Source organism: Ferrovibrio sp. (genome assembly GCF_017994015.1).
Taxonomy (GTDB): Bacteria; Pseudomonadota; Alphaproteobacteria; order Ferrovibrionales; family Ferrovibrionaceae; genus Ferrovibrio.
Genome location: NZ_JAGOLP010000023.1, coordinates 1 through 19,934 on the forward strand (window position 1 = coordinate 1; position 19,934 = coordinate 19,934).

Annotated in this window: 23 protein-coding genes and 1 pseudogene; 6 read left to right on the top strand and 18 right to left on the bottom strand. The window is 63.9% G+C overall.

Features of this window, described 5'->3' with window-relative positions; genetic code table 11:
* Positions 1 to 186 (bottom strand): annotated as a pseudogene (locus KBB36_RS12335) (hypothetical protein); the annotation flags it as partial.
* Between the two features lie 51 nt (positions 187 to 237).
* Positions 238 to 579 (bottom strand): arsenate reductase (glutaredoxin), encoded by a 342-nt coding sequence (arsC, locus tag KBB36_RS12340; RefSeq protein ID WP_290981016.1) that lies wholly within the window; start codon positions 577 to 579, stop codon positions 238 to 240.
* A gap of 72 nt (positions 580 to 651) precedes the next feature.
* On the opposite strand from arsC, the gene KBB36_RS12345 reads away from it, so the two are divergent.
* The 3 genes from KBB36_RS12345 to KBB36_RS12355 are packed head-to-tail and all read left to right on the top strand — an operon-like array spanning position 652 to position 2,504.
* Complete coding sequence (locus KBB36_RS12345; RefSeq protein WP_290981019.1) at positions 652 to 1,473, top strand: ferritin-like domain-containing protein; 822 nt, start codon at positions 652 to 654, stop codon at positions 1,471 to 1,473.
* A gap of 47 nt (positions 1,474 to 1,520) precedes the next feature.
* On the top strand, positions 1,521 to 2,015 hold the full coding sequence (locus KBB36_RS12350; RefSeq protein ID WP_290981023.1) for a PAS domain-containing protein: 495 nt from the start codon (positions 1,521 to 1,523) through the stop codon (positions 2,013 to 2,015).
* A 15-nt stretch (positions 2,016 to 2,030) separates the two neighbouring features.
* Positions 2,031 to 2,504: a PAS domain-containing protein gene (locus KBB36_RS12355; protein WP_290981026.1), complete on the top strand. Its 474-nt coding sequence runs from the start codon at positions 2,031 to 2,033 to the stop codon at positions 2,502 to 2,504.
* A 6-nt stretch (positions 2,505 to 2,510) separates the two neighbouring features.
* Here KBB36_RS12355 and KBB36_RS12360 read toward each other — a convergent pair whose 3' ends face one another.
* The 15 genes from KBB36_RS12360 to pdxH form a co-directional block, all read right to left on the bottom strand.
* A complete protein-coding gene (locus tag KBB36_RS12360) occupies positions 2,511 to 3,299 on the bottom strand; it encodes an alpha/beta fold hydrolase (protein WP_290981029.1) in 789 nt (262 codons plus the stop codon).
* A 24-nt stretch (positions 3,300 to 3,323) separates the two neighbouring features.
* Positions 3,324 to 3,803 (bottom strand): RNA pyrophosphohydrolase, encoded by a 480-nt coding sequence (locus tag KBB36_RS12365; RefSeq protein ID WP_290981032.1) that lies wholly within the window; start codon positions 3,801 to 3,803, stop codon positions 3,324 to 3,326.
* 7 nt (positions 3,804 to 3,810) lie between these two features.
* Positions 3,811 to 5,169: a divergent polysaccharide deacetylase family protein gene (locus KBB36_RS12370; protein WP_290981035.1), complete on the bottom strand. Its 1,359-nt coding sequence runs from the start codon at positions 5,167 to 5,169 to the stop codon at positions 3,811 to 3,813.
* Positions 5,166 to 6,512 (bottom strand): S41 family peptidase, encoded by a 1,347-nt coding sequence (locus KBB36_RS12375; protein ID WP_290981038.1) that lies wholly within the window; start codon positions 6,510 to 6,512, stop codon positions 5,166 to 5,168. Before KBB36_RS12375 ends, KBB36_RS12370 begins: the two co-directional genes overlap by 4 nt.
* Position 6,513: 1 nt before the next feature.
* Positions 6,514 to 7,779: a peptidoglycan DD-metalloendopeptidase family protein gene (locus tag KBB36_RS12380; RefSeq protein ID WP_290981041.1), complete on the bottom strand. Its 1,266-nt coding sequence runs from the start codon at positions 7,777 to 7,779 to the stop codon at positions 6,514 to 6,516.
* Positions 7,772 to 9,349, bottom strand: coding sequence for a 2,3-bisphosphoglycerate-independent phosphoglycerate mutase (gene gpmI, locus KBB36_RS12385; protein WP_290981044.1), 1,578 nt, complete (start codon positions 9,347 to 9,349; stop codon positions 7,772 to 7,774). The genes KBB36_RS12380 and gpmI overlap by 8 nt, the downstream gene beginning before the upstream one ends.
* Before the next feature lie 14 nt (positions 9,350 to 9,363).
* Entirely contained in the window at positions 9,364 to 9,834 is a 471-nt protein-coding gene (locus tag KBB36_RS12390) for a 23S rRNA (pseudouridine(1915)-N(3))-methyltransferase RlmH (protein ID WP_290981047.1), read from the bottom strand.
* A gap of 1 nt (position 9,835) precedes the next feature.
* On the bottom strand, positions 9,836 to 10,582 hold the full coding sequence (gene rsfS / locus KBB36_RS20990) for a ribosome silencing factor (RefSeq protein WP_366933187.1): 747 nt from the start codon (positions 10,580 to 10,582) through the stop codon (positions 9,836 to 9,838).
* Positions 10,583 to 10,703: 121 nt separating this feature from the next.
* Entirely contained in the window at positions 10,704 to 11,240 is a 537-nt protein-coding gene (locus tag KBB36_RS12400; RefSeq protein ID WP_290981049.1) for a hypothetical protein, read from the bottom strand.
* 77 nt (positions 11,241 to 11,317) lie between these two features.
* Entirely contained in the window at positions 11,318 to 12,733 is a 1,416-nt protein-coding gene (locus KBB36_RS12405) for a sodium:proton antiporter (protein WP_290981052.1), read from the bottom strand.
* Positions 12,734 to 12,832: 99 nt separating this feature from the next.
* The gene (locus KBB36_RS12410; RefSeq protein ID WP_290981055.1) at positions 12,833 to 14,251 is read right to left on the bottom strand and encodes a sodium:proton antiporter; all 1,419 of its coding nucleotides are present in this window, start codon (positions 14,249 to 14,251) and stop codon (positions 12,833 to 12,835) included.
* Between the two features lie 71 nt (positions 14,252 to 14,322).
* Positions 14,323 to 14,742: a putative toxin-antitoxin system toxin component, PIN family gene (locus KBB36_RS12415; protein ID WP_290981058.1), complete on the bottom strand. Its 420-nt coding sequence runs from the start codon at positions 14,740 to 14,742 to the stop codon at positions 14,323 to 14,325.
* A 3-nt stretch (positions 14,743 to 14,745) separates the two neighbouring features.
* Positions 14,746 to 14,994, bottom strand: coding sequence for a ribbon-helix-helix domain-containing protein (locus tag KBB36_RS12420; protein WP_290981061.1), 249 nt, complete (start codon positions 14,992 to 14,994; stop codon positions 14,746 to 14,748).
* 84 nt (positions 14,995 to 15,078) lie between these two features.
* A complete protein-coding gene (locus tag KBB36_RS12425) occupies positions 15,079 to 15,981 on the bottom strand; it encodes a cation diffusion facilitator family transporter (RefSeq protein WP_290981064.1) in 903 nt (300 codons plus the stop codon).
* Positions 15,978 to 16,568, bottom strand: a complete 591-nt coding sequence (gene pdxH / locus KBB36_RS12430; RefSeq protein WP_290981165.1) for a pyridoxamine 5'-phosphate oxidase — start codon at positions 16,566 to 16,568, stop codon at positions 15,978 to 15,980. Before pdxH ends, KBB36_RS12425 begins: the two co-directional genes overlap by 4 nt.
* Positions 16,569 to 16,729: 161 nt before the next feature.
* Between pdxH and KBB36_RS12435 the strand changes: the two genes are divergently transcribed.
* The 3 genes from KBB36_RS12435 to KBB36_RS12445 all read left to right on the top strand — a co-directional run bounded on the left by KBB36_RS12435 (position 16,730) and on the right by KBB36_RS12445 (position 18,812).
* The gene (locus KBB36_RS12435; RefSeq protein ID WP_290981068.1) at positions 16,730 to 17,269 is read left to right on the top strand and encodes an RT0821/Lpp0805 family surface protein; all 540 of its coding nucleotides are present in this window, start codon (positions 16,730 to 16,732) and stop codon (positions 17,267 to 17,269) included.
* A 224-nt stretch (positions 17,270 to 17,493) separates the two neighbouring features.
* The gene (locus tag KBB36_RS12440) at positions 17,494 to 18,315 is read left to right on the top strand and encodes a hypothetical protein (RefSeq protein ID WP_290981071.1); all 822 of its coding nucleotides are present in this window, start codon (positions 17,494 to 17,496) and stop codon (positions 18,313 to 18,315) included.
* Between the two features lie 41 nt (positions 18,316 to 18,356).
* On the top strand, positions 18,357 to 18,812 hold the full coding sequence (locus KBB36_RS12445) for a DUF3237 domain-containing protein (protein WP_290981074.1): 456 nt from the start codon (positions 18,357 to 18,359) through the stop codon (positions 18,810 to 18,812).
* Between the two features lie 3 nt (positions 18,813 to 18,815).
* Here the strand turns inward: KBB36_RS12445 and KBB36_RS12450 are convergent, their stop codons facing one another.
* A complete protein-coding gene (locus KBB36_RS12450) occupies positions 18,816 to 19,916 on the bottom strand; it encodes a hypothetical protein (protein ID WP_290981077.1) in 1,101 nt (366 codons plus the stop codon).
* Positions 19,917 to 19,934: the final 18 nt, after the last annotated feature.

Below are 19,934 nucleotides of genomic sequence, written 5' to 3' on the forward strand. Positions count from 1 at the left end.
GAACAGGCCGATGGCGCCGCCGCCCAGGCAGAAGGTGCGGAAGGTGAAAACCGGAATTTCGTTCAGCGCCAGCTTCATGATCGGCCAGTTCAGGCCCCAGAACAGCGTCAGCAGCGCCAGCAGGATCAGCGACGAGGTGGATAACGTGGCGCGCAGCGGGGCTGCTTTGGCGGCAGAATTGGTCATGAGGCGTGCGGCATTTCGTTATAATTGTTTGCACACACTCTATCGCCAATCCTACAGGATGGCGAGCACTGCCTCCGGTGGCCGGCCCAGGGCGGCTTTGGCGCCATGCACAAAAAGCGGCCGTTCAAGCGCCGCCGGATGCGCCGCCAGCGCCTGCAGCAGCGCAGCATCATCCAGCGTTGCCGGATCAATGCCGGCTTCGCGGGCTTCCTTGCTGCGCACGATATCGCGCAGCGGCCGGCCCAGTTTTTTCACGATGGTGGCCAGGTCGGCGGCGCTGGGCGGCTGGCGCAGATACTCGATCACCTGCGGGCTGACGCCCTGTTCGGCCAGCAAAGCCAGTGCCTGGCGTGATTTTGAACAACGCGGATTGTGGTAGAATTGCGACGGCATGCCGGTTTCCGGGGAATTATTCAGGTGGCCAGAATGATTGCATTTTCATGACCCCGGTTTAAATAGCAAGCCATGGCGCGGCATTGGACCCTCGACGATATCCCCTGGCAGCTCTTCGATCCCTCAAAAGTGGATGCGGATCTGCTGCGTGCGGTGAAGGCTGCCACCCTGGTGGAGCATAACGCCGAGGATTACGTCACCTATCTGTGCAACGTGTTTGGCGACGATCCGGCCTTTCAGGCGGCGGCGCGGCAATGGGGCATTGAGGAAGAGCAGCATGGCCGCGCCCTGGCGCGTTGGTGCCAGCTGGCCGATCCGAGCTTTGATCCGGCCCAGGCAATGGCGGATTTCCAGGCGCATTACCGCCTGCCGCTGGATGTGACCAATTCCGTGCGCGGCAGCCTGAATGGCGAATTGGTGGCGCGCTGCGTGGTGGAATGCGGCACCTCCAGCTTTTACAGCGCGATCCGCGATGCCACCCAGGAACCGGTGCTGAAACTGGTGGCGGCGAAGATTGCCGGCGATGAATTCCGCCATTTCAAGCTGTTTCTGGATCATCTCCAGCGCTATCAGGCCAGCCAGCCGATGAGCCGGCTGGCGCGGCTGCGCATCGCGCTGGGCCGCATCAACGAAACCTCGGATGACGAACTGGCCATGGCCTATTGGTGCGGCAATGGCCGCCAGGGTGGCTATGACCGCGCCCGCGAAAGTGCCGCCTATGCCTGGCGCGCCAGCCGGCTTTACCGCTTCGGCCATATCCAGCGCGGCCTCGGCATGGCGCTGAAAGCCTGCGGCTTTGATCCGCAGGGCCGGTTCAGCCAGCTTTTTGCCGCTTTGGGCTGGCGCCTGCTGCAATGGCGCACAAGGCGGCTGGCAATTCAACTAGCAGAATAGATAAGATTTCCACTGATCTACTTGCAGGCCTATGCGTATAATGGCCCATGCCGCGCCATTTCACTGTCATCACAGAAGCTGAAGCTGATCCCCGCCTGCGCCGCCTGCTGGCTTTCTGGCGCCAATCGGCCGGCACACGCAGCTATCCCGGCCGCGCCGCGGTTGATCCGCTGCAATTGAAGGAGCTGCTCGGCCGGCTGGTGCTGGTGGATGCGGTGGATCAGGGCCCGCCCTCTGCCGATCCAGGTCGCCCGGTGCGGTTCCGTTACCGCCTGTTCGGCACCGGCTACACATTTTATCATAACCGCGACATGACCGGAAAATGGGTCGATGAAGTGGCCGAGCCGACTTTCCGCGACGATCTGCTGGAGGTTTATGCCCTGGCGGTAACGCAAGGGAAACCCGGCTTCTATGCCTATGATTATATCGTCGACAGCTACCGGCATCGTTTCCAGGCTGCGCTACTGCCGCTGGCCGAGGATGGCAGCAAGGTGGATATGGTGCTGACCTGCGCCGTGCCGCTCGATTCGGAATCGCCTTAGCGCTACTCTGTGGCGATGGAAACGCCAAAGCATATCCAGTCCGTTCCGGCGCTGGAGCTGGAGCCGCAACTGACCAATCTGGTGCAGTATTGGCGCGGCAAGGGGCGCGATGGGCGGCTGCCGGCGCGTGCCGACATTGATCCGCTGGATTTCCGCAATCTGCTCGGCCGCGTGTTATTGGTGGATGTGCTGCGCGAGAGCGGCGCGCTGCGCTATCGCTATCGCCTGTTCGGCACCGAATTCTATTTCTACCATGGCGCCGACCTGACCGGGCGTTATCTGGATGCCATCGCCAATGCCGAATTCCGCGCCGAATTGCTGGCGCAATATGATGCGGCGGTGGCAACGCGGCAGCCGCAATACATGACCTATGATTACATCGTGGAAGCCGAACGGCATCGTTTCCACGCCGTGCTGCTGCCGCTGGCCAATGACGGCGAAACCGTGGATATGGTGCTGGGCTGCGGCGTGCGCGTCGCCGTGTTGTAGCCTGCTCTATTCCGCCGGCGGCAAGTCCGCCAGCCAGTCGGCGCAAGCCTGGAACAAAGCCGCTTCACGCGGTTCGCCGAACAGGAAATGACTCATGCCCGGCATTTCGCGAAACACCGCGCGGCCGGGATATTTGCCGGCAATGGCGCGGCCTGTGGCGGCCGGCGTCACCTGATCGTCGCTGCCGGTCAGCACCAGCAGCGGGCAGCGCACCCGATGGAAACTGACATGGCTGGCGGCATGCCAGTCAAGCCACCACAGCATCGCCTCGAAGATGGCGCGGCCGGATTCCGGCACCAGCCGGGTGCAGGCATCGCGCTGCAAGGCCGGCGGCAGTTTGTCCATGGAATATTGCACCGCCAGCGCCGCATCGGGCGGCAGCGGTTTGCGCCAGATGGCACCGCCCTGTAGCAGCATGTTCACCCCGGTGCCCACTTCATGCAGGCTGCCGGGCAGCACACCCCAGGGCGCTACCGGGGCCAGCAGGATGGCGGCACGACACAGGTCACGGGCGGCCAGTTGCTGCGCCAGCAGGCCGCCCAGCGAATGGCCGATCAGCACCGGCTTCTGTGGCAGGCGGGCGATTTCGGCTTCCAGGGCTTCGCGATATTCCGCCAGGCCGTGCCGCGCCAGATCGGCATCCGGGCTGGCGCCGGCCTGTTCCGGGCCATGCAGCGGCAGGTCGGGGGCATGGGTGCGCCAGCCGAGATGGCTGAGCTGGGCGCGCAGCCGCTCAAACACCCAGCCGCCAACAAAGGCGCCGTGCAGCAGCAGAATGTCGCCGCGCTGGCTCATGCTATGGGGCTCATGCTATGGGGCTCACGTTTTCACATAGCCTTTGAATTCGGCCAGGATGGCTTGGTAGATCGGGCGTTTGAACGGCACGATCAGGTCGGGCAGGTCGGAGAAGCGCGCCCATTTCCAGGCATCGAATTCGGGATGTGCGGTCTGGATGTTGATCACATCCTCGTCGCCGATCAGGCGGCAGAGATACCATTTCTGCTTCTGGCCACGATACTGGCCTTTCCATACCTTGGCGGCCAGGTCGGGCGGCAGGTCGTAGCTCAGCCAGTCGCGGCTTTCGGCAATGATCGCGGTGCGTGCCGGCGGCACGCCGATTTCCTCCTCCAGCTCACGCAACGCGGTCTGGCGCGGGTCTTCGCCCGGATCGATGCCGCCCTGCGGCATCTGCCAGGCTTCGGCGGTCTGATCGATGCGGCGGCCAACAAACACCATGTCGGCTTCATTCAGCAGCGCAATGCCAACGCCGAGGCGATAGGGACGGACAGGCTCGCTCATGGCTATTTCACTCCGGTGTCTGGCGGTTGACGATGGCCGAAACCGGGGCAAGCGCAATACTCTTGCTGCCGATGGTTTTGCTCCAGGCCAGCAGGCGGTCCAGCGTGATCGGATAGGGCTGGGCAAAACCCAGCGCCACGCCGGTGCCACGCGCCAGCCGCTCCAGTTCCTCCAGCCGTGATTCGATCACCGGCCCGGTCGGCTGCTGGTCGATCTGGCGGTTGCCGATGGCATACACACCGCCGGCCTCGCGCACGCTGCGCGCCGCCACCGAACGCGGCGCGGTGCGCGCATCCACAAACAGCAGGCCACGATTTTTCAGGGTCTGCGCCACATAACGCATATGTTCCGGGCTGGAGGTGTATTTCGCGCCCATGAAATTGGTGAAGCCGATATAGCCCGGCACCCGCGCCAGCGACCAATCCAGCCGGCGCATATTCTCGCCTTCGGTCAAGGTGGTGAGCAGGGTATATGGCCCCGGATCGTTGGCCGGATAGTCAAATGGTTCCATCGGCAATTGCAGCAGCACTTCATGGCCGCGACTGCGGGCATATTCCACCTGCTGCGCCAGGTTCGGCGCATGCGGATTGAAAGCAAAGCTGATCGCCGGCGGCAGCAATTCGGCGGCCTTGGTGGTCAGGGTCTGGTTCAGGCCCAGATCGCCCAGCACAATCGCCAGGCGCGGCCGGTCAGCCGGTTCGTCATAGGGCCGCGCATAGGCGCGCCAGGGCTGGCGGCCGTCACTGCCGATTTTCGGCACCTGCCCGGCTGGCGTGGCTTCCACCAGCAACGGGTCGGGTGCCACCAGCAGGCCGCTGGGCAGGTAATTGGCGCTGTCGGCCGCCGGTTTACTTTGGCCCTCGCCGGCTTTCTGCTCCGGCGCCAGTTTGGCCTCTGGCGGCAGGGTCAGGCGCGACACGCCGATCACCACTTCCGAGCCGGGCAGCGATACCAGCGACTGGCTGCTCACCGCCAGCCATACAATCAGGCTGATAAAGCCGCCGAGAAACAGCGTCCAGGCCAGCACCAGCAGGCGGCGATTCACGGTCGGCAGGTCGCCGCGCAGGAAACTCGGCCACAGCACCAGGCCGATCAGGCTGAAAACCCGGCCCAGCTTGTGCTTGAAGCCCTCGCGGCGCGGCGGCGGGGCCATCGGTTCGCCATAACCGCCCAGATCGCCCATATCGGCATCGGGATCCAGGCCGGCACCGGCATCCTGCTGGTGCAGCATGTCGGCAAAATTATCCTCCGCCGGCTGCTGGCGGCGCCGCTTGAACGGTGCCAGCAGGCGCCCGAGCAGGCCGGCCCGGCCCGGCTCGCCCGCCGGCGGCAGGGCGCGGTCTTCCGGGTCGGCCTGAAGCGTCACTTCTTGGCGGTCGATTTCGGCGGCGCGCGCAGCAATTCCAGCGCCGCCTGCAACACCACGTCCTGGGCGCCCTCTTCCGGCTTCATGCTGGTGGCCGGCGCGGTCGGCGTGGCCGGATTGCCGGCATCGCCCGGTTTGCCAGTTTCGGCCGGCTTGGCCGCCGGTGCCTCATCCTCGGTCTCGCGATGGCCGTTCAATTCCCGCCGCGCCTTCAGCGCTGCGGCAATCTGGCGGTCGCGGTCACTCCACACTTCCACATCCGGCGCAATGCCGGTCTTGTCGATGGAGCGGCCCGAAGGCGTGAAATAGCCGGCTGTGGTCAGCTTCATGCCGCCAAATTCGCCCAGCGGGATCATGGTTTGCACCAGGCCCTTGCCGAAGGTGGTGTTGCCCACCAGCACGGCCCGATGATGATCCTGCAAGGCGCCGGCAACAATTTCCGAAGCCGAGGCCGAGCCGCCATTGATCAGCACCGCAATCGGCTTGCCATCGGTAACGTCGCCGCGCTTGGCATTGACGCGCTGGCCCTCATCGGCATTCGGCCTGAGCGAACGGGTCGAGACGATTTCACCCTGATTGAGGAAACTGTCGGAAACCGAAATGGCCTGATCCAGCAGGCCGCCCGGATTGTCGCGCAGATCGATGACATAGCCCTTGAGATTGGGGCCGATTTCCTGCTTCAGCCGTTCAATCGCCGCCACCATGTCCTGGGTGGTATGCTCGTTGAAGGAAGACAGGCGCAGATAGGCCACGTCATCCTCGCGCCGGCTGCGCACCACGCGGGTTTTGATCACGGCGCGGATCACCGATACATCCAGCGGCTTGGCGCTGGCATCCGAGCCGCGCCGCACCGTCAGCACAATCTTGCTGTTGGGCGCGCCGCGCATCTTCTCGATGGCTTCCTGCAAGGTCTTGCCCAGCACCGGATCGCCATCCAGATGGGTGATGATGTCGCCCGGCAGCATGCCGGCGCGCTGCGCCGGGGTGTCGTCAATCGGCGACACCACCTTGACCAAGCCATTCTCCATGGTCACTTCCAGGCCCAGGCCGCCGAATTCGCCACGGGTCTGCACGCGGGCTTCCTGGAAGCTGCGCGGCGGCATGTAGATCGAATACGGGTCGAGCGAGGTGAGCATGCCGTTGATGGCATTCTCCATAAGCTGCTCGTCCTTGGTTTCCTTGTAATAGTCGTTGCGCACGCGCTCAAAAATCTCGCCGAAGAGATTGAGCTGCTTGTAGGTGTCGCTGCTTTGCAGGCCACCCACCTTGTTCGGCGCCGCAAAAAGCGCCACCGAACCCATCAGCGCAAAAGCGCAGACGCCGCCGAGGAGGAAATTGCGCATGTCAGCCGCTCACCTTTCTGTCGCCTGCGGCCAGCCAGGGCAGAGGGTTGACTGGTTCACCCTTGCGCCGCAATTCAAGATATAGAACCGGCTTGTCGTCATGCCCAGAGGCATCCTTGGGAATATCCCTCGGATTATCCCTGGCACCGTCGCCGCCCATGCGGCCTACCGGCTCGCCGGCCAGTACCGACTGGCCCACGGCGCGGTCAATGCGCCCGAAACCAGCCAGCAATGAATGATATCCACCGCCATGCGCGATTATCAATAGCTGTCCATAGCCCCGGAAGGGTCCGGCGAACATCACTTTGCCGTCAGCCGGCGCCACCACCTGGCCGCCGCCGCGGGTTTCGATGCGGATGCCGCGCAGCACCACGCCGCTGCCATCCTGCTCGCCATAACGCCCCACCACGCGGCCGCGCGCCGGCAGGGCGGCGCTGCCTTCCAGCGCGGCGTAATTGTCGTTTGGTCCCGCGCCAGGGTTGGTTCCGGGGCGCCTGCCCCGGTTTTCCGCCTCTTTTGCGGCGCGGGCGCGGGCTTCGGCCTCGCGCTTTTCCTGTTCCAGCAGGCGATCCACCAGGGCGCGCAGGTCCTTGGCCTGTCCTGCCAGGCGGCTGGCGCGCTCACGTTCGGCGCTGCGTTCTTCCTGGGTCTGGGCCACTTCGGCGGCGGTTTCGGCCTGCAACTGCTCCAGCTCGCGCCGCTCGGCATCCAGTTTGGCGATGGCGCCGCCAAGCTGGCGTTGTTCGGCGGCAATGCCGCTGCGCAGCCGGCCAAGCCGCTCCAGCTCGGTTTTCAGGCTGGCGGCGCGGCTTTCAATCTCCGGCACCAGGGCGGCGATAAGCTGGCTCGCCCGCACCATGTCCAGCGCCGAACCCGGCGCCAGCACCATGGCTTCCGGCGGCTGCCGGCTCAGCCGCGCCAGACTGGACAGGGTCTGGGCCAGTTCCTCGCGCCGGCTGTCAAAATCCGCCGCCGCCCGGGCTTCCTCGGCCAGCAGCAGGGCCAGCTGCTCCTCGCTGCGTGAAACCGCGTCTTCCTGGGCTTGCAGCTTGCGCGCCGCCAGCACCAGCCGGCGGCGCAATTCCTGCGCCTTCTGCGCCAGCTTGGCACCCTCGCGGTCCAGTTCGCGCTGGCGTTCGCGGCTTTCCCTCAGCTGCTTCTGCACTTCCTCAAGCTGCTGCTGCGGCCGCGCCGGATCGGGCGCGGCGAGCGCTTGGCCATTCCAGGCCAGCAGGCCCGATAGCAGCAGGATCAGGCGCTTAGGCACGGCGTTGTTGTATCTCCGCAGCAGTGGCTGTGTTGCCGGGCACAGCCAGGCTATGGCCGGTCATCTCGGGCGGCAGCGCCAGGCCAAGGAAATGCAGCAGGGTCGGCGCGATGTCGCACAGCCGGCCATCCTGCAAGGCATAGCCCTCGCGGCCCACCAGCAGCAGCGGCACCAGATTGGTGGTGTGCTGGGTATGCGCCTGGCCCGAGGCCGGATCGCGCATTTCCTCCAGATTGCCATGATCGGCTGTGATCAGCAGCACGCCGCCAGCGGCCAGCACCGCCGCTTCCAGTCGCGTCAGGCAGGCATCGATGGTTTCCGCCGCCTTGATCGCTGCCGGCAGCGAGCCGGTATGGCCCACCATGTCGGGATTGGCGTAATTCACGATGATCTGGTCATAAGCGCCGCCCTGGATCGCCGCCACCAGCTTGTCGGTCAATTCCGCTGCCGACATTTCCGGCTGCAAATCATAGGTCGCCACTTTTGGCGATGGCACCAGGATGCGGTCCTCGCCCGGGAACGGGGTTTCCTCGCCGCCATTCATGAAGAAGGTGACATGGGCGTATTTCTCGGTTTCGGCGATGCGCAACTGCTTGCGCCCGGCCTTGGCAAGCCATTCGCCCAGCGTGTTGGGATAACGCATCGGCGGGAAGGCCGTGGTCAGGTAGTCGTTAAGCTGGGTGGAATATTCCGTCAGCCCCATGGCAGCGGCAAAGGCCGGGCGTTGCGGGCGCGGGAAGGCATCAAAATGCGGCTCCAGCAGGGTTTGCAGGATTTCACGCGCGCGGTCGGCGCGGAAATTCGCCATGATCAGGCCGTCACCATCGCGCATGCCGGCATAATCGCCGATCACGCTGGGCAGGATGAATTCGTCGCTCAAGTCGGCGGCATAGCCCTGCTCAACCGCCGCTTCGGCGCTGGCGGCGCGCGGCCCCTCGGCCAGCGCCAGGGCGCCATAGGCCAGGGCCACACGGTCCCAGCGCTTGTCGCGGTCCATGGCGTAGAAGCGGCCAGACAGGGTGGCAAAATCCACCGCCGCGCCGGCCAGGCTGGCGCGGAAATCACGCAGGTATTCCAAAGCACTGCGCGGCGGCGTGTCGCGCCCGTCGGTGAAGGCATGCAGCCACACTTTCAGGCCGGCGGTTATGCCGATACGCGCCAGCGCGGCGATGTGATCCTGATGCGAATGCACGCCGCCGGGCGAGAGCAGGCCCAGGATATGCAGCGCGCCGCCGCTCGCCTTCAGCTTGGCCAGCAGGTCGGTTATCGCCGGCACATTGCCCAGGCTGCCATCGGCCACCGCATTATCGATGCGGCCCAGATCCGGCACGGCGATGCGGCCGGCGCCGATATTCATATGCCCCACCTCGGAATTGCCCATCTGGCCATCCGGCAGGCCAACATCGCGGCCCGATGTGCCAACCCGGGCAAAAGGCCGGGTCTGCATCAGCCGGCGCCAGGTCGGCAGGGTGGCCTGGGCAATGGCATTGTCGGTCGGGTCGTCGCGCAGCCCCCAGCCATCCAGGATGCAAAGAACAACAGGGCGGGCATTGTTGGCTTGGTCGGTCATGGTGGCGTTATGCTCTAGTCACGGTGATACGGGTGGTTGTTAAGCAGGCTCCAGGCGCGATAAAGCTGTTCCAGCAGCAATACCCTGGCCAGCAAATGCGGCCAAGTCATGGCGCCAAACGCGATTTTCAGCCGCACCCGGTCCAGCAGCGCGCCATCCAGGCCGTCGGCGCCGCCGATCAGGAAGGCAATCTCGGCCTCGCCGCCATCGCGCCAGCGGCCAAGCTGGGCGGCGAAATCGCGGCTTGGCAGGTTTTTGCCATGTTCGTCCAAAGCCACCAGCACGGCGCCTTTGGGGCAGGCCGCCAGCAGCAGCTCGGCCTCGCGTTGTTTGCGCTCGCCCAGGCTGCCGCCGGCTTTTTTGTCTTCCACCTCGCGGATCGTCACCGGCCAGGGCAGACGCTCGCGATAGCCTTCGATCAGCGCCTGGGCGGCATCATGCTTGGCCCGCGCGGCGCGGCCGATACAGGCAATGGTGATCTTCACCTCAGCCCGCGTCTTGCTCCATATCCGGCCCCATCACATTGGCCGGCTCGGGGATATCCACGCCCCACATCTTTTCCAGCCGGTAGAAGCCACGCACTTCGGGGCGGAAGATATGCACCACGATGTCGCCGGCATCCAGCAGCACCCAGTCGCCCACGCCCTTGCCCTCGATGCGGGCCTTATGGCCGGTGGCTTCCAGGATGCGCTGCGCCAGATGTTCGGCAATGGCGCCAACCTGGCGCGACGAGCGGCCGGAAGCCACCACGATGTAATCCGCCACCGAAGATTTGCCGGCCAGCGGGATCGAAACCACTTCCTCGGCCTTGTCATCGTCGAGCGATTTCAGGATCAGCTTGTGCAGCTTTTCCACCGCCGCTGTCGGCTTGTGCGGATCGGCAGCGGCCTTGGCCGGCGCCTTGGCCTTGGCGGCCGCTTTGGGCTTGGCAGCGTCCTTGGATTTAACGGCGGCTTTGGGTTTCACGGCCGCCTTGGGCTTGGCCGGCGCCTTGGGCGCTGTTGTTTTTTTCACCGCCGGGGCTTTTTTCGCCGCCGGGGCTTTTTTGACGGCCGGGGCCTGCTTGGCCGCAGCCGGCTTTTTCACAGCGGTTTTCGCCGCCGCCTTGGGCGCGGCACTGGCTTTTGCCGCTGCCTTGGGCGCGGCGGTGGCTTTCGCGGCCGGCTTGGTCATGTCGGCGGCTTTTGGCTTCTTGGTCGTGGCTATGGCTCGGCCCTCCTGCGGCTGGGTCAATCGTATCCTGCCGGTTCAATACTACCGGCTGAAGCCGTGATCCAGAGCGGGCGCCGATTCGGCATCGCCCCGAATCGGCCAAATCCTAGCGCGAATCGGGGCAATCAACAATGTAGGCTGCTCAGCCGCGTCCAGCAAAATGCTGCTGCAAGGCCGGCAGCATGCGTTCCCAGATGCGATCCATACTCTGCCGTGTCGGCAGCGAATGGGCGGCATTCTCAAGTGACACGCGCCGTTGCATCGCACTATCTGGGTTCTGGATCACGCTATGGTAGACGTTGATCATCACGCTGTTGGGCTTGCCCGCCACCGGCTCGACAAAGCCATGAATTTCGTAGATCGGCTGGCCGTCAATCAAGGTATTTTGAGCTTCGCCACTCAGCGAGAAGCGGGTTTCATCCAGCAGCACGGTCTTGCCCTTGCCCACTTTCTGGCCGTCGCCGCTCAAGATTTTTAGCCAGGTATCATGCGTGGTGCGCACCACGGCGGCGCTGTTACCGCTGGGGATTTCACCACTATAAAGCTTGGCGCCGAGGCGCACCGCTTCAGCCCGGCTTGCCTCGGGTGTGGCCACAGGCCCGCCGCCAGCACAGCCGGCCAGCAGCAGCAGGCAAAGAAAAAAGTTGGCAAGCCGGCGGCGCGAAAGAAAGTGAAGCACTTATTCCCTCCCAAGAGATAGTCATGGGGAAAACATATCTACTTTGAGGGGAATAAAGCAATCTCCAAAGGGTGTAGTCAGAGGAACCACAGCCAGGTGATGAGCAGGAAGGGCAGCAGCAGCAAAGGCACGCTCCAGGCCAGATAGCCGAAAAAGCTCGGCATCCTGATGCCGGCCTGCTCGGCGATGGCCTTGACCATGAAATTCGGCGCATTGCCGATATAGCTGACGGCGCCGAAAAACACCGCGCCAGCCGAGATTGCCAGCAACGTATTGGCCATCGGCCCCATCAGCGCCTGGGCATCGCCACCGGCCATGTTGAAAAACACCAGATAGGTCGGCGCATTGTCGAGGAAGGCCGAAAGGATGCCGGTGAGCCAGAAATACATCGCATTGTTGGGCGTGCCATCGGGATTGGAGGCAAGCTGGATCACCGCCTTGAGCGCCCCGGCCTCGCCGGCACGCAGGATGGCGATCACCGGCACGATGGTGAGGAAAATGCCGGCAAACAGCTTGGCCACTTCGCGGATCGGCTCCCAGTCAAAGCCGTTGGCCTGCCGCGATTCGGCCCGTGTCAGTTTCAGCGACAGGCCGGCCAGGGCCAGCAGGCCGAGATCACGCGCCAGATTGGGCAGCGCAACGCTGACGCCAAACACTGACAGCGATTGTTCCGGCTTCCAGGTGCCAGACATCAGCACCATTGCCACTACGCCGCCGAGCAGCAGCACATTGACGCCGCCCTCGATGCCGATCGGGCTGTCCGGCGTGCGGTCGGGCTTCACCGTACCTTCCTTTTTATAGAGGTAGACATCAAGCGCATAGAACAACGCCAGCAGGATCAGGCTGAGCAGCAGCATCGGCAGCAGCATGGCCTCGGCGGTCCAGAAAAACCGCACGCCAAGCAGGAAACCCAGGAAAAGCGGCGGGTCGCCCAGCGGGGTCAGCGCGCCGCCGACATTGGCCACCAGGATGATGAAAAACACCACCACATGCACATTATGTTTGCGGTCGTCATTGGCGCGCAACAGCGGCCGGATCAGCAGCATGGCGGCGCCGGTGGTGCCCATCCAGCTTGCCAATATGGTGCCGGCGGCCAATAGCGCGGTATTCAGCCCGGGCGAGCCATGCAGGTTGCCGGTGATACGCACGCCGCCGGCAATGGTGAACAAAGCCAGCAGCAGGATGACAAAGGGGATATATTCATGCAAAGCCACTTCCAGCACGGCATGGGCAGCAGTGCCGGCGCCATGCAGCAAGGTGAAGGGCAGCAGGAAGCTAAGCGCCCAGAAGGCGGCGATCTTGCCGTAATGATGATGCCAGAAAGCCGGCGCCAGCAGCGGAAACAGCGCGATGGAAAACAGGATGCCGGCAAAGGGCAGACCCCAGACCAGGCCAAGCTGGCTGCCATCCACACTGGCCGCCTGGGCCGGCAAAGCCAGCAGCAGCGGAACAGGCAGCAAGGCGCCGACGCGCATGGTGGTGGAAATGCTCATCGGAACCCCCGGCATTAAAAAAAGTTACAGAAAATTTATAGACTTTAAATGGCGTCTCCTGTCGCTTTCGTCAACCCTGGCCCGGATACAATCCTGGTTTCAATGCAGGAAGAAGATCAGCGTCAGCAGGGCGAAAATCGGCAGCAGGATGCAGCAGCTCCAGGCCATGTAGCCAAAGAAGCTCGGCATTTTTACATCCATCTCCTCGGCCACCGCCTTGACCATGAAATTCGGCGCATTGCCGATATAACTATTGGCGCCCATGAACACCGCGCCGCAGGAAATCGCTGCCAGCGTGGCACCCAGTGGCCCCATCAGCGTGGCGGCATCGCCGCTCGCCATGTTGAAAAACACCAGATAGGTCGGCGCATTGTCGAGGAAGCTCGACAGCAGGCCGGTGAGCCAGAAATACATCAGGTTGTTCGGGCTGCCATCGGCATTGGAAGCCAGGCCGACCAGGCCGCCCAGCGCGCCATCGCTGCCGGCGCGCAGGATGGCGATGGCCGGCACGATAGTAACAAAGATGCCGGCAAACAGCTTGGCCACTTCCAGGATCGGCCCCCAGGTGAAACCGTTGCCGGAGCGGGTTTCGGCCTCGGTCAGTTTCAGCGACAGGCCGGTGATGAATAGCAGGGCCGCATCGCGCGCCAGATTCTGCAATTCCACCGCAATGCCAAACAGGTTGAAGCTGACCCCCGGCTTCCAGGTGCCAGACATCAGCACTGCCAGCACCACGGCGATCAGCAGCACCAGGTTGACACCACCCTGCATGCCAATCGGGCTGTCCGGCGTCGGGTCGGCCGGTGTGATGCCTTCCTTGCGGTAGTAATAACTGTCGATGGCATAAAACAGGCCCAGCAGGATCACCGTCGCCACCAGGGTGGGCATAAACAAATGCTGCGCGGTCCAGAAAAAACTCACGCCTTTCAGGAAACCCAGGAAAAGCGGCGGATCGCCCAGCGGGGTCAGTGAGCCGCCGATATTGGAAACCAGGAAGATGAAGAACACCACCACATGCACATTATGCTTGCGGTTGTCGTTGGCGCGGATCAGCGGCCGGATCAGCAGCATCGAGGCGCCGGTGGTGCCCATCCAGCTCGCGATCACGGTGCCAACCAGCAGCATGCCGGTATTCAGGCTGGGCGAGCCGTTGAAATTGCCGGTGATGCGCACGCCGCCGGCCACGGTGAACAAGGCCAGCAGCAGGATGATGAAGGGGATATATTCATGCAAAGCCACTTCCAGCAGCGCATGGCCGGCCGCGCCCATGCCGTCGCGCAGGCCGAATGGCAGCAGGAAACACAGCGCCCAGAAGCCGGCAATTTTGCCGTAATGGTGATGCCACAGATTGGGTGTCAGCAGCGGCAGCAGCGCGATCGACAGCAGGATGCCGGCAAAGGGCAGCACCCACAGAAAACCCAGGCTCTTGCCGTCGATGGCAGCGGCGCTGGCCGGCTCGGCCCAGCCCAGCAGCAGGATCATCACGACGGCAACAAGACGATACAGCAAAGACGGCATGCACTTTCCCCCTGGAAAACCGCCGCCACGTTAAATCTTCGGCACAGCAGGCTCAACCTTTCCCGGGCTGCTCATGGCAATCGCCCCTGTGCAGTCAGGAATTCCCGTACAGTGACGATGCGAGTGTTTTGGTAGCGGCCAAGGGCAAGCAGGTCGCGCTTATCACCGGTGACGATAAAATCCGCCTGCCCGACGGCGGCAAGGGCAAGCAGATAATTATCCCAAGGATCCGGACTCAGCGTGACAACGGGCAGATCGTGTAGCAGCCGCGCCACATCGCGCAATTCATTCACCAGCCGGCCTGCCAGAGCGGGCGAGAGGCGCTGACGGATTTTCGGGTAGCGCGTGACGCGCCGCAGCTCCTCAAGTTGTTCCTGTGCCGTCAGCAGTTCGAAGCGGCCTTCGCGCCATAGCAGCAAAAGATGCGCCGGCAGCGAATGTGCCGCCAGCAGCGCACTGACTAGAATATTGCTATCGATAACCAGCCGCAAAGCTTAGTCGGCATTTGGCTGACGTGCCGCCGCCACGGCTTCGCTCAAAAGTGCATCCAGGGCGTCGGCGGGAAGATCGGCAAATTTGTCGCGGGCTGCCGCGACAGTCTGTTCAAAAACCCGCCACCTCACCGCTTCCTCGATGAATTTGGACAGGTCGCCCTTCTTCATGCCGCGCTGGGCCAGGAAACTGCGCACCGCAATATCCGTCTCTTTCGACACGGAAACGCTCCAGCGGGTATTCTCCGACATTTGTCACTCCATAAGCACATAAGCGCTTATCAGCATAAGCACCTATATGCTTATGGCAAGCGTAAAGAAAATGACCGCATCGGCTCAACTGGCGGCAAAGGGCGGCCGTTGTTCGATTACCCCGGCCGGGTCCTGGCGCAGGATGATCTCGGCGCCGGGGAACAGCGCCTGCAATTCGGCGATGATCTCTTCCGATACACGATGCGCGGCGCGCAGGCTCATCTCGGGGTCGAGTTCAAGGTGGAACTGGATAAAGCTCTGGTTGCCGGAAGAGCGTGTGCGCAGGTCATGCAGGGCGCGCGCCTCGGGGTGGCGCAAAACCGCCGCGCGGATCCGGTCGCGCTCCGGTTCGTCCAGTTCACGATCCATCAGGTGGTTCAGCGCCTGGCGCAGGATGTCGGCAGCACCCTTGAAGATCAGCATCGCCACCAAAAGCGCGCCTACCGGATCAACCCAGTCCAGGCCGGGCTGGCTGGCCAGTAGCAGCGCCGCGATTACCGTCAGGTTGGTCAAAAGGTCGCTCAGGTAATGCAGCCGGTCGGCGCTGATCGCCAGCGAGCCGGTGCGGCGCACCACATGGCGCTGAAACAGCACCAGCGCGACGGTCAGCAGGATCGAAAACAGCATCACCGCGATGCCGGCTGTGGAATGCTCGGGCGGCTGCGGCTGGCGCAGGCTTTGCACCGCTTCGGCCACCAGAAACAGCGCCGAACCGCCGATAATCACCGCCTGGCCCAAGCCAGCCAGCGCCTCGGCCTTGCCATGGCCAAAGCGGTGTTCGCTGTCGGCCGGCACCAGGGCGGTGCGCACCGCCAGCAGGTTGAGCAGCGAGGCGAAGGCATCCAGCCCGCTATCCAGCAGGCTGGACAGCAAGGCCACCGAGCCGGATTGCTGCCAGGCCAGGTATTTCGCCGTCACCAGCACAAGCGCCACCGCAAAAGAGGCATAGGTGGCCAGGCGCAGCAGGCGGGCCGGATTGCCGGTCAAGGATAAAGCCGCTCGGTGGCCCAGCCGCTGTCAGCGCCAGTGCGGCGATAGACCAGCCGGTCATGCAGGCGGAACGGCCGGTCGGCCCAGAATTCCACCGCCACCGGGCTGAGCCGGAAGCCGGACCAATGCGGCGGCCGTGGCACCTCGCCGATGGCATATTTGGCGGTGTATTTCGCCACCGCCGCTTCCAGTTCAAAGCGGCCCTGCAAGGGCCGCGATTGTGCCGAAGCCCAGGCGCCGATGCGGCTGTCGCGCGGCCGGCTGGCGAAATAGGCATCGGCCTCGGCATCGCTCACCACACTGACCGGGCCGCGCAGCCGCACCTGGCGGCGCAGGCTTTTCCAGTGAAACAAGGCGGCGGCTTTTGGCTGCGCCAGCAATTCGCGGCCCTTGGCACTGTCAAAATTGGTGTAGAAAACCAGCCCCTCGGCATCAAAGGCTTTCATCAGCACCATGCGCAGATTGGGCAGGCCGGTTTCGTCCACGCTGGCCAGCGCCATGGCATTGGGATCACTCGGCTCGCTGGCCCGGGCTTCCGCGAACCAGGCCTCAAAATGGCGGATCGGATCGGCAAAAGCGTCCATGATGCCCTCGGAAATGGCGAAAAAGCTGGCGAGCATCCTATGTAGCGCATGCCGCAACAATTCCCAACCCCTGCCGCAATCCCGCCGTATTCGGGCGTAAATCTACTGCCATGCCCAGCGGCGATGGCTGCCGGGTCAGAACATCACAGGGGATAACCGCCATGCGCTCGATTGCGACTGGTACCGATCTGACACCCAGCCTGACCGCCCAGCCGGGCAATTCCATCCGCCGCAAGGCCGGCATTGCCGTGGCGCTTGGCCTGGTGGCCGTGCTGGCTGCCGGCTGCGCCGATCAGGGCGCCAAGCAGAATGTCGGCACGCTGCTCGGCGGCGTCGGCGGCGCGGTGGCGGGTTCACAATTCGGCAGCGGCAAGGGCCGCCTGGTCGGCGTTGCCGCCGGCACCATGCTCGGCGCCTTGCTTGGCTCGGAAGTCGGCAAGTCGCTGGATCGCGCCGATCAGCAGCATCTTGGCACAGCCAACCAGCGGGCTTTTGAAACTGCGCGCTCCGGCACTGCCGTCACCTGGCGCAATCCCGATAGCGGCAATTACGGCACCGTGGTGCCGCAGCAGGCCTATCAGAACAATAGCGGCGAATATTGCCGCGAATTCCAGCAGACCATCCATGTCGGCGGCCAGAGCCAGCAGGGTTACGGCACCGCCTGCCGGCAGCCCGACGGCACCTGGAAGGTTGTGCAGTAATACCGGTTTTCTGAGGTTTTCGCGTAACAGTTTTTCCGATTTCTCTTCCCCCAGACTAGGCGTGGTCCGGCGCTCCCGGCCACGCCATTTTTTTGTCTGGCGCAATTCTCGCTGTGCGGTAATCTATCCTTAACGCTCCGGTTGCAGACTGCCCCCGGTTGCAGACTGAGGTGCGCGATGCCAGAAGGTGCCGCGCGGTGTATCCGCCAATGATGGAGGCCAGAATGGTCATCGGCATCGGTAATGGCGTGGTTGCGGCGCAAATCCGGCCACGGGCTTTCGAAAAATCAGACAATCCGGCGCAGACTCCACATCTCGCTGCCAATCAGGCGGCGCTGGAGAAACTGCGCCAGCCGCGCCAGCGCAGCGAAGCCGAAGGCAAGCTGGAAGACGTGTTGCAGGCGATGAAAAGCGCCAGCAAATCCTCCAAGCTGGAAGCGGCGCGGCGCAAGCTTGAACAGATCAAGGCACGGGTGAAAGCCTTGGAAATGGCCGCCGCCAGCGCTGCTGCGCGTGGTGATGCCAAGGCGGCCAAGGCATTGGCGCGTGAAGTGAAACAACTGGCGCGTGACATGGCCGGCGCCTTGCGTGAAGCCGGCCAGGGCGGTGGGGCCGGCGGTCAGGTGGGCCAGGTGGCGCCGATGGTGCAGGCCGATGCCGCCGTGCAGCAGCAGAATGACAAGGCGGTTGCCGCCGCGGTTGGCGGCAGCCTGGGCGAAGGCCGTGCGGTGGATGCCACGGCGCGGGCGGCAGCGGCAATCAAGGGTGCCGATATCGGCAATCCTGAAGCTGCTGCCGATGCAGCGCAAGACAAGGCGCTGAAGCAGCAGCTTGAAGCCATCAAGACCGAGGCGCGTGATGTGCTCAAGCAGCTCAAGAAGCTGCTCACCCAGGCCCGCGCCGCGCTGTTGCATCCCAATGCCGACAAGGACGAGCAGCGCAAGGCTGACAAGGCATTCACCGAGGCCGAACAGGCCCTGGCCGATCTGACGGCCGCCAGCCTGCCGAGCGAGGCCGGCAGCGGCGGGATCGACCTTCAGGCCTGACGGCTCTTGCCGTCGGCATCTGTACTGGCCAGGATAGCGGCATGAAACCCGATGCCGAAGCGCTTTTCACCCTGGCGATTGATCTTGCCGAGCCGCAGAGTATCGGCACCCTGCCGGGTGGCGGCGAACGCCGCTGTGTGCCGATCATCGGCGGCACAGTCAGTGGCCGCTTGAATGGCCGGGTGCTGCCGGGCGGCGCCGATTGGCAATGGCTGCGCCCCGATGGCGTGGCCGATATCGATGCGCGCTACCTGCTGCACAGCGATGCCGGCGAAGGTGTTGAGGTGTGGAGCCGTGGCCTGCGCCATGGCCCGCCCGAAGTGATGGTGCGGCTGGCGGCGGGTGAGCCGGTGGACCCGGCGGATTATTATTTCCGCACGGCTTTGCGCTTTGAGAGTAATGCGCCCGGCCTGCAATGGCTGGTGCGGCTGATCGCCATCGGCCATGGCCAGCGCCTGGCACGCCAGGTGCAGCTCCAGGTTTATGCCGTTGAATGAGACTTAGCGCTGATCCCTGAGCGCGCCGCTGAGCGCCACCACGCGGCCGGTGCTGTCGCGTCGCGCGATGCCGGCCAGGCGCAGCGGGCGCCAGTTGCTCGGGCCATGCTCGCCCTGCTCATTGCCAACACGGAATTCCACCGGCGCAGCGCGGCCGGTCTGGCGCAGGTCGTCGAAGAATTTCCGCACCATGTCGCGGTCTTTCGGATGGGCGCAATCCAGCAATACCGGGATCGCAGCCGGGGCCGCAGTGGGCGCCAGATCAAGCAGGCGGAACATGTTGTCCGACCAGGTGAAATGGTCATCCTCCAGATGCCATTCCCAACTGCCGAAGCCGGCTAGCCGTTCGGCGGCATTATAGCTGCCGCCACGCGCTGCCAGCGCCTGCTCGGCGGCGATATGGGCGGCGCTGGCCTCGGCACGGGCAGTGTCGATCTCAGCCACCAATTCGGCATTACGCAGGCGCAGCGCTATGCCAATGCGCTCGTTGCGGTTGGCACCATGGGCGCGCAGGCAGAAAGCCAGGCCCAGCGCAAAACCCAGCGCCGCCATGGTATATTGCGCCACGCCGCCATCAATCAGCGCACGCAGGAAGAGCGGCAGCGACATTGTGGCAAAAAAGGCGTAATAGGCCGGCAGATGTGGCGCCCGGGTATTCATGTTGGAAAACGCCAGGCCGCTCCACATCAGGCACAGCACGGTTTGCTGGGCATAATCCTTGGTATCGGCATAAAGCCAGAAAAACAGGCCCCAGGTGGCACCGGTGATGGCTGAGCCGATGCTGAAACGCTCGGCCCAATAGGCGCTGCGCTGCTGCGCATTGTCATCCTCGGCAAAGGCAAAGCGCTGGCGGTCGAGCCACCAGGTACCCAGCGTGTAAAGCAGCGAAACGCTGACCACTTCCACCCAGGTGAGCTGGTTGCGGAAGGCCAGGAAGCCGGCGCCCAGCACCAGATAGGGCAGGTAGCGCGTCGGCCAGCTATATTGGTAAAGCCGCTCGATCAGCAGCGGCGCCAGCAGCGGCGAAGGGTTTTCCAGCAGGCTGTCGTCTTCTTCGGCAAGCCGCGCCACCAGGGCGGACGAAGACGTCTTGCTGTCGCTCACGAAAACCAATCCCCCAAC